Genomic DNA, 7,484 nt, shown 5'->3' with positions numbered 1-7,484 from the left:
CTTCTCAGGAAGGGCGCCCCCGACGTCGTACCACCACACGATCAGAAGAAACGTATACCCATGATCAGACAGTCATGATCAGAAGAAGACCGACCGCCGCTGCACCAGCAACTTGTACAGCGTGTGCTGGATCTGCTCCCGCACCTGATCCGTCAGGTTGAACATCAGCATCGGATCCTCCGCCGCCTCCGGCGGATAGCCGTCCGTACGGATCGGTTCACCGAACTGGATCGTCCACTTCGTGGGGAGGGGGACCGCGCCGAGCGGACCCAGCCACGGGAAGGTCGGAGTGATCGGGAAGTACGGGATTCCCAGGACGCGCGCCAGGGTCTTCGCGTTGCCGATCATCGGGTAGATCTCCTCCGCGCCGACGATCGAGCACGGGATGATCGGGGCTCCCTGGCTCAGGGCCGTCGAGACGAAGCCGCCGCGGCCGAAGCGCTGGAGCTTGTACCGCTCGCTGAAGGGCTTGCCGATGCCCTTGAAACCCTCGGGCATCACGCCGACCAGTTCGCCGCGCTCCAGCAGCCGTTCGGCGTCCTCGGCACAGGCCAGGGTGTGCCCGGCCTTGCGGGCCAGCTCATTGACCACCGGCAGCATGAAGACCAGGTCGGCCGCCAGAAGGCGGAGATGCCGGTCCGCGGGGTGGTTGTCGTGGACGGCGACCTGCATCATCAGGCCGTCCAGCGGCAGCGTCCCGGAGTGGTTGGCGACGATCAGCGCCCCGCCCTCGGACGGGATGTTCTCGATGCCCTTCACCTCGACGCGGAAGTACTTCTCGTAGAGCGGGCGGAACACGGACATCAGTACCTGGTCGGTGAGTTCGGCGTCGTAACCGAATTCGTCGACCTCGTAGTCGCCCGTCAGCCGCCGGCGCAGGAAGGCCAGGCCCCCGGCGATGCGCCGCTCCAGTCCACCGCTCTCCTGCGGCTCCTGGGGCGGCTGTTCCTCACGTGTCACGGGAACATCATCCCGCTGTGCGGCCGGGCTCGGCAGGGGCTGGACCTCACGTACCACCACGGGCTCGCCCGTGCGCCGGCTGCCCGTGCTACGGCGGCGCGGTGGGCGCTGTACCGCACCCCCGCGCGAGCGGTCGTCGTCGAACGGAATGACCTTGGCGTCCGCCATCGTTGATGCGCTCCTCAGTTGGCGCTCTGCGTCGGGGGCTGACCGCCGCCCAGGTAAGGCAGCGCGGCGATCCGGTCTACGGCCGCCGCGACGGCCTCGGGGGGCAGGAGTCCGGGCCCCCGGCTGTGGGCGAAGTCCGCGAAGGTCTCCGCCGTCGTGTACTTCGGCCGGAATCCGAGCGTCTCGCGCATCTGCTTGGTCGCCACGACCCGGCCGTGCGTGAGCAGCCGTAGCTGCTCCGGCGAGAAGTCCGTCACGCCCAGGGTACGCACGGCCGTGCCCGCCCAGGACAGCGCGGGCAGCAGCAGCGGCACCGTGGGACGGCCCAGGCGCCGCGAGCACTGGGAGAGCAACAGGAGGCCGTCGCCCGCGATGTTGAACGTCCCGCTGTTGAGCGTCCCGCGCGCCGGCTCGTGCGAGGCGATCCGCAGGACCTCGATCACGTCGTCCTCGTGCACGAACTGCAGCCGCGGGTCGTAGCCGAACACGGTCGGCAGCACCGGCAGCGAGAAGTACGAGGCGAGCGGCGAATCGGCGCTCGGCCCCAGGATGTTCGCGAACCGCAGCACACACACGGCCACGTCGGGCCGCCGGCGCGCGAATCCCCGTACGTACCCCTCGACCTCCACCGTGTCCTTCGCGAAGCCGCCGCTGGGCAGCGACTTGGGCGGGGTGGTCTCGGTGAACACGGCCGGATCGCGCGGCGCGGACCCGTACACGTTCGTACTGGACTTCACGACGAGCCGCTTGACCGTGGGGGACTTCTGGCAGGCGCCCAGGAGCTGCATGGTGCCGATGACGTTGGTCTCCTTGACCGTGGTCCGGCTGCCGCTGCCCAGCGCGGTGCCCGTCACATCCATGTGCACGACCGTGTCGGCGTTCGTCTCGGCGAGCACGCGCGCGATGGTCGGGTGCCGGATGTCGGCCTGGATGAAGTCGGCACCGCCCAGATGGTGCTCGGGCGGGACCGCGTCCACGGCGATCACCCGGTCCACCTGAGGGTCACGCTGGATCCGCCGTACGAACCGGCCGCCCAGTCGGCGGGCAACTCCGGTCACGAGCACGACCTTCCCCAAGATCAGCGCCTTCCTTCCAGAATGCTTCCAGAATGCGGATGCAGCTCAGTTCGGCTCGGTTCGGTTCGTACTCTGCCGTGTTCCCCGTGTGCGGCCAACCTAGCGGGTCGGTGTTGCGCTGTGATGACCGCCCGATGCACGAAGTGACGACATCCGCATACGTGCGATCGCACCAAGCCATTCGGCGCACCGGAATCAGCTCACCGTCCGCCTGGGCTTTCCCTGACGGATTTGCGCGACGGGTATGCACAACCGGATATGCCTGTGGCCCCCCACCAGTTGGCGAGGGGCCACAGTACGCGCTTCTTGCGGCGCCGCTTACTTCTTGTTGCGACGCTGAACGCGAGTGCGCTTGAGCAGCTTGCGGTGCTTCTTCTTAGCCATCCGCTTGCGCCGCTTCTTGATAACAGAGCCCACGACTACCCTCGCTCACTTCTCTTTACTCGCTGCTGGGCTGCATGGGCCCACACGACTATGAGGGGCCAGCCTACCCGTCCGAGCGCTGAGGTCGTAATCGAGGTGATCCGGGAGATCTCCGGGCGATCGATGGAAGATCCCGAAGGATCTCCCACAGCCGCCCGGAGGGTCTCCCGGACCGCCGTCAGGCTGTCTCCACCCCCACGTAGCTCTCGCGGAGGTACTCGTGAACAGCTTGCTCCGGCACCCGGAAGGACCTCCCCACCCGGATCGCCGGCAGATGACCGCTGTGCACCAAGCGGTACACGGTCATCTTCGACACTCGCATCACCGAGGCGACTTCCGCCACGGTCAGGAACTGAACCTCGTTCAGAGGCCTCTCGCCAGCTGCAGCCATGACACACCTGAACCTTCCGCACTCGACGGTCACCGGCTTCCCCTTCCGGTGACACTTCGTCGTTGCGTGCTCACTCCCCAGAGTAGGGGCGGGTGATGCGAGTGGGGAAGAGGAGCTGCCATCGGCCGCCTACTGTGACAGACACGCTCGATTGAGTACATAGCGAGTAAGCGGTCGGTAGTAATCAGACCGCACAGCGTCATCAAGCGGAACGACGACGGACACCCGCCCCTCTGCCTCCCCGACGAAGAGCGCAGGATCGTCCGTATCCGCCAGCCCCATCGCCTCGAACCCCAGTTGACCTGCTCCGCAGACCCACCCGTGGTCTCCGATCACAAGCTCCGGGAGCGGTCCACCGGCCTCCGCCGCGGCGGCCAGAACGGTACGAACCGGCAGGGGTGAGTGGGTGTGTGCGCCCGTCGCACTACCGGGGGCTCGCACGCCGGGTTCGCGCACCAGCGCGACACCTTGTACGTAGTCAAGGTTGTACGTGCGTAGACCGAACCGGGTCGTTATGTCGACACAGTGACCCTGCGCGGGGGTGAGGACACTACATCCCGCCGCCGACAGCGCGTCCGCGAGAGCGGCGTAGAAACCGATCAGTCGATGCGGGTGGCCGGTGCCGAGAAGTACCGGTTCACGCCTGCGGGCCGCCTCTCCGAGCCGCCTCGCGAAGGCGTCGAGGGCCGCCAGGGTCCGCTCAGGATCGATCACATCATGCCCCGAAGTGTGCGACGGGTCGGCGGAAACCCCACACTTGTCCGCCATCAACTCGATCAAGTCCCGCTGCCGCCACGTCCATTCGGGATCAAGCCCGAGCAGAACGCGAGGATCACGAGCCGCGAAGAGCCGATAACTGCGCAGGCTCTCCTCCCGCGAGGTGGCCACCGGCCCGGCCAACCGCGCGGCCAACAGGTGTGCACGCAAAGCTCCGGTGCTCAACACGTCAGCGATGCTGACGCATTTGCCGGGTGTTCACCCCGAAAATCCCGAAAAGGCCGCACAGTTGGCGTAACGGACTTTCAGCCCGACGCCGGGGGTGGGTATTTCAGCCCGTCCGGCGTTTGAGGACGAGGCCGTTCAGGCCGACGGCCGGGGTCTGGGGGCGGCAGCCCCCAGGAAGCAAGGGACGGGTAGGGGCGGAGGGGGCGAAAACCCAAGGGGCACCCCTACGGCAACAACCCCCGCAACGGAAACACCGCCCGCCGAGTAGCCAGCACCGCCTGGTCCAGCCGATCGGCCGGGTCATACCCGGACTCCCACTCCGCCCAGGACACCGGCCACCGCCCATCAGTCATCCGCCCCGGCCCCAACTGCCGCGTACGAGCGAACACTTCCTGCCGCCACCCCTCAGGAACCACCGTCTCGGGCGAAATCTCCCGCCCCGCCGCGATGGCCACCAGGTGCGTCCAGGACCGAGGCACCACATCCACCACCTCGTACCCGCCCCCACCCAGCGCGACCCACCGCCCCTCGGCGTAGTCATGCGCCAGCTCATGACAGGCAACCTGCACAGCCCGCTGCGCATCCAGCGACACCGCGAGATGCGCGAGCGGATCCTCGAAGTGCGTGTCGGCCCCGTGCTGAGTGACCAGCACCTGCGGCCGAAAGTCCGCGATCAGCTCAGGCACCACGGAGTGAAAGGCCCGCAGCCACCCCGCGTCCCCGGTCCCCGCAGGCAGCGCGACATTCACAGCGGACCCCTCCGCACGCTCGCCCCCCGTCTCCTCCGGCCACCCGGTCTGCGGGAACAAGGTCCGCGGATGCTCATGCAGCGAGATCGTCAGAACCCGCGGATCGTCCCAGAACGCCGCCTGCACCCCGTCGCCGTGATGCACGTCCACATCGATATAGGCGACCCGCTCGGCCCCCAGTTCAAGCAGCCGCGCGATGGCCAGCGACGCGTCGTTGTAGATACAGAACCCGGACGCACCCCCCGGCATCGCATGGTGCAGCCCACCAGCGAAGTTCACGGCGTGCACCGCGTCCCCGCGCCACACCGCCTCCGCCGCACCCACCGACTGCCCGGCGATCATCGCGGACACCTCGTGCATCCCGGCGAAGGCGGGATCGTCGAGGGTCCCGAGCCCGTACGAGGTGTCCGCCGCCTCCGGATCCACGGAAGCGGCCTTGACCGCCTCCACGTAGTCCTCACGATGCACGAGCCGCAACGTCGAATCCCCGGCCGGCTTCGCCGCGACCACATCAACATCGCGATCGAGCCCGAAGGCGTCGACGAGCCTCCTCGTCAACACCAGCCGGATCGGATCCATCGGATGATCCGGGCCGAAGTTATAGCCCGTTACTGCCTCGTCCCACATCAGCTGTGCGCGGCCGCTCATACCCTTCACCGTATCGGTCCGGTTCAACGTCGAACGACCGGGCGTACCTCAAGGTCAGCAGAACCAGCACCATGGGTACGAGCATGGCGCCCCGGTAGTTCCAGGCGTCACCCAGCACCCCGACCAAGGGCGAACCGATCAAGAACCCCACGTAATTGAAGATATTGAGCCGCGCGATGGCCGTATCCGAAGCCCCCGGAAAGAGCCGCCCGGCAGCCGCGAACGTCTGCGGCACGATCACACACAGCCCCAGCCCCAACAGGGTGAACCCGACCATCCCCACCCAGGCGCCCGGCGCCGCAGCCACGACACCGAACCCCAGCGCCGCGACCACCGCCCCCGCCCGTACGACCGCCACGGCCCCGAACCGCCGCACCCCGAAGTCCCCGATGGCCCGCCCCAGCAGCGTCGTGACCATATAGACGTTGTACGGAACGGTCGAGAGCTGCTCAGAACTGCCCAGCACGTCCTGCAGATACTTCGCACTCCAGTTGGAGACCGTCGAGTCCCCGATGTACGCGAAGGTCATCACCAGACACAGCGGCAGCAGCAGCTTGAAGACGACAGGCCCGGCCTCCCCCGCCTCCTTCTCCGCACCCGAGGCGTCAACCGCTCCGACTCCGGCGCCCCCGTCGACGTACCACCGGCTACCGACAAAGACCGCCGGCAGCAGGACGACCACGACCGGCAGATACAAGACGAACAGCGACAGATGCCAGTGCGCCCCCGCCCACGCGAGCGAGGCCCCGATGATCCCGCCCAGGCTGTACACGGCATGGAACCCGAGCATGATGCTGCGCCCGTACGTCCGTTGGAGGCTCACTCCGAGCATGTTCATGGAGGCGTCGAGCGCACCGACCGCGAGCCCGAAAGCGCCGAGCGAGACCGCCACCTCGGCCACATGGTCACCGGACGCGACACCGAGCAGAGCAAGAAGTACGACGGGCTGCGACCACCTCAGTACGCGACTGGGCCGCACCCGCTTGACCAGCTTCTCGGTGGCCACGCTCCCGACTCCGGCCAGCACGGGCACGGCGGCGAGGAATGCGGGCAGCAGCGCGTCGGAGATCCCGTAGCGGTCCTGGATCGCGGGGATACGCGTCACGAGCAGCGCGAAGGCGACGCCCTGGGCGAAGAAGCTGAACGCGAGCGAGGCCCTGCCGCGCCGCAGCACATCTGTCATGGCCGCGAGCGTAGGGCCCAGGCCTACCCGTGGGTAGATCCAACCGAAGATGAATTCTGCTCAGCTCTTCAACTCGGCCCGGACCAGGGCTACTGGAGGACAGGACACCCGACGACAGCTCACCACCGTAGCCGGTCATACGAGCAGGTCAGCCAGCTGATCCATGTCGGAGAAGAGACGAGTGGCCCCCGAGAGCCGGCCGGCGGGAGTCATGGCCGTGAACCCGTACACATCCATCCCCGCAGCGACGGCCGCCCGAACCCCCAGCGGGCTGTCCTCCACGACGACGCACTTCTCCGGCGCCACGCCCATCCGCTCGGCCGCGTACAGAAACAGATCCGGCGCCGGCTTCCCCCGCCCCACATCCTGCGAACTGAAGATGCGCCCCTCGTCGAACCACCGGTCGAGCCCGGTCTTCCGATGCCCCACACGAATCCGCTCATGACTCCCGGAAGAGGCCACGCAGTACGGCACTCCGTCCGCAGCCAGCTTCTCCAGCACCTGCACAGCGCCCGGAACCGGCTCCAACTCCCTTTCGAAGGCGGCGAAGACGCGCGCATGGAAGACATCATCGAAGTCCGCGGGCAGCCGCTCCCCGGTCCGCTCCTCGACCAGGTCGTGTACGCGGTGCATGGCGGCGCCCATGTAGTCGCGGAGGGACTCCTCGTACGAGGTGGGATGCCCGAGCTCGGTGAGATACGCGGCAAGGAAAGCGTTGGAGATCGGCTCACTGTCCACGAGGACGCCGTCATTGTCGAAGATGATCAATTCATAGCGCATGCTGCAACATTAAAACGAAGCGACCCTGAACGCAGAATGCCCCCGTACCGTTTTCCCGGTACGGGGGCATTCTCTCTAAAGATAGTTCGGCGGCGTCCTACTCTCCCACAGGGTCCCCCCTGCAGTACCATCGGCGCTGTGAGGCTTAGCTTCCGGGTTCG

8 protein-coding genes and 1 rRNA gene are annotated in these 7,484 nt (G+C 67.2%); all 9 read right to left on the bottom strand.

Translation table 11 applies throughout. From position 1 onward, the window contains the following. Positions 1–78 precede the first annotated feature (78 nt). Positions 79–1,128 carry a lysophospholipid acyltransferase family protein gene (locus tag ACFVKT_RS40000; RefSeq protein WP_385741891.1) on the bottom strand — a complete coding sequence of 350 codons (1,050 nt, stop codon included), beginning with the start codon at positions 1,126–1,128 and terminating at the stop codon, positions 79–81. A gap of 14 nt (positions 1,129–1,142) precedes the next feature. Beyond that, positions 1,143–2,204 (bottom strand): NAD-dependent epimerase/dehydratase family protein, encoded by a 1,062-nt coding sequence (locus tag ACFVKT_RS39995; RefSeq protein WP_385741888.1) that lies wholly within the window; start codon positions 2,202–2,204, stop codon positions 1,143–1,145. A gap of 318 nt (positions 2,205–2,522) precedes the next feature. Further along, positions 2,523–2,621, bottom strand: coding sequence for a 30S ribosomal protein bS22 (locus tag ACFVKT_RS39990; protein WP_003948845.1), 99 nt, complete (start codon positions 2,619–2,621; stop codon positions 2,523–2,525). Between the two features lie 184 nt (positions 2,622–2,805). After that, positions 2,806–3,018 (bottom strand): helix-turn-helix domain-containing protein, encoded by a 213-nt coding sequence (locus ACFVKT_RS39985; RefSeq protein ID WP_004984898.1) that lies wholly within the window; start codon positions 3,016–3,018, stop codon positions 2,806–2,808. A 129-nt stretch (positions 3,019–3,147) separates the two neighbouring features. After that, entirely contained in the window at positions 3,148–3,963 is an 816-nt protein-coding gene (locus tag ACFVKT_RS39980) for a phosphatase (RefSeq protein WP_385741885.1), read from the bottom strand. A 224-nt stretch (positions 3,964–4,187) separates the two neighbouring features. Next, entirely contained in the window at positions 4,188–5,360 is a 1,173-nt protein-coding gene (locus ACFVKT_RS39975; RefSeq protein ID WP_385741882.1) for an acetoin utilization protein AcuC, read from the bottom strand. Then, a complete protein-coding gene (locus ACFVKT_RS39970; protein WP_385741879.1) occupies positions 5,311–6,543 on the bottom strand; it encodes an MFS transporter in 1,233 nt (410 codons plus the stop codon). The genes ACFVKT_RS39975 and ACFVKT_RS39970 overlap by 50 nt, the downstream gene beginning before the upstream one ends. Before the next feature lie 135 nt (positions 6,544–6,678). Further along, positions 6,679–7,323 (bottom strand): HAD family hydrolase, encoded by a 645-nt coding sequence (locus ACFVKT_RS39965; RefSeq protein WP_385741876.1) that lies wholly within the window; start codon positions 7,321–7,323, stop codon positions 6,679–6,681. A gap of 84 nt (positions 7,324–7,407) precedes the next feature. Further along, positions 7,408–7,484, bottom strand: a 5S ribosomal RNA gene (gene rrf, locus ACFVKT_RS39960); the annotation flags it as partial.

The organism is Streptomyces sp. NPDC127595 (assembly GCF_042671685.1).
Lineage (GTDB): Bacteria > Actinomycetota > Actinomycetes > Streptomycetales > Streptomycetaceae > Streptomyces.
The sequence above is the reverse complement of the archived record's forward strand: the minus strand, read 5'-3'. Positions and strand labels throughout refer to the sequence as shown.

Excerpts from the sequence above, each read along its gene's own strand:
- ACFVKT_RS40000 (WP_385741891.1), bottom strand. The coding sequence starts at position 1,128 with ATGGCGGACGCCAAGGTCATTCCGTTCGACGACGACCGCTCGCGCGGG.
- ACFVKT_RS39985 (WP_004984898.1), bottom strand. The coding sequence starts at position 3,018 with ATGGCTGCAGCTGGCGAGAGGCCTCTGAACGAGGTTCAGTTCCTGACC.
- ACFVKT_RS39975 (WP_385741882.1), bottom strand. The coding sequence starts at position 5,360 with ATGAGCGGCCGCGCACAGCTGATGTGGGACGAGGCAGTAACGGGCTAT.
- ACFVKT_RS39970 (WP_385741879.1), bottom strand. The coding sequence starts at position 6,543 with ATGACAGATGTGCTGCGGCGCGGCAGGGCCTCGCTCGCGTTCAGCTTC.
- ACFVKT_RS39965 (WP_385741876.1), bottom strand. The coding sequence starts at position 7,323 with ATGCGCTATGAATTGATCATCTTCGACAATGACGGCGTCCTCGTGGAC.